The following is a 224-nucleotide window of genomic DNA, read 5'->3' as shown; positions in this document are numbered from 1 at the left end:
TTCCGCCGTGACGACCTTCGCCCCCGGGCCGTTCAGCTTGCCGGCTTCCGACGCTTTGAGCCAGTTGCGCAGCGTCTGTATCGACATACCCAATTCGCCGGCCACGGCGCTCACGCCTTGCCCGTCCTTGACTCGTTGCACTGCAGCTTCCTTGAACTCCGCCGTGTACACCTGGTGCGGTACCTTAAACATTTCTTCTTTCCTTCCTTTCGGTCGAGTTTATA

General features: G+C 58.5%; 1 protein-coding gene. It reads right to left on the bottom strand.

Going from position 1 to position 224, the window contains the following annotated elements; genetic code table 11:
• A partial coding sequence (locus ACLFKU_RS45000; protein WP_410853546.1) for a transposase occupies nt 1-192 on the bottom strand: 192 nt, incomplete at its 3' end.
• Nucleotides 193-224: the final 32 nt, after the last annotated feature.

Source organism: Paraburkholderia sp. EG304 (genome assembly GCF_046543485.1).
Classification (GTDB): Bacteria; Pseudomonadota; Gammaproteobacteria; order Burkholderiales; family Burkholderiaceae; genus Paraburkholderia; species Paraburkholderia youngii.
This window is presented reverse-complemented; position numbering and strand designations above follow the sequence as displayed.